Source organism: Mesorhizobium sp. M7A.F.Ca.MR.362.00.0.0 (assembly GCF_004023175.1).
In the GTDB taxonomy this organism is placed as follows: Bacteria; Pseudomonadota; Alphaproteobacteria; order Rhizobiales; family Rhizobiaceae; genus Mesorhizobium.
Genome location: NZ_RZTF01001029.1, coordinates 1 through 271 on the forward strand (window position 1 = coordinate 1; position 271 = coordinate 271).

Annotated in this window: 1 pseudogene; it reads left to right on the forward strand. The window is 44.6% G+C overall.

What is annotated here, in order from left to right:
* Nucleotides 1-271, forward strand: a pseudogene (locus tag EOC06_RS41265) (sugar phosphate isomerase/epimerase); the annotation flags it as partial.

A 271-nucleotide genomic window follows, 5' to 3' on the forward strand; every position in this document is an offset into this window, starting at 1 on the left:
GGTAGACACAACTGCAATGGGTGTTGCAGGGGAAACATTGCAAGACTGGTTCGATGTCTTTGGGGCGAACATCATCCATACTCATTTTGTTGACGGCAATCCTTATGGCCATTTGATTTGGGGAGATGGTCATCATAACCTCGGCGAATTTCTGGCCACGCTGAAGCAAAACGGCTATACAGGCTATTTAGGCCAAGAAATTACTGACTCCAGATATTTCACAAATCCTGGTGAACATGACAAGCGCAATATGAAGGCATTTGAACCTTAT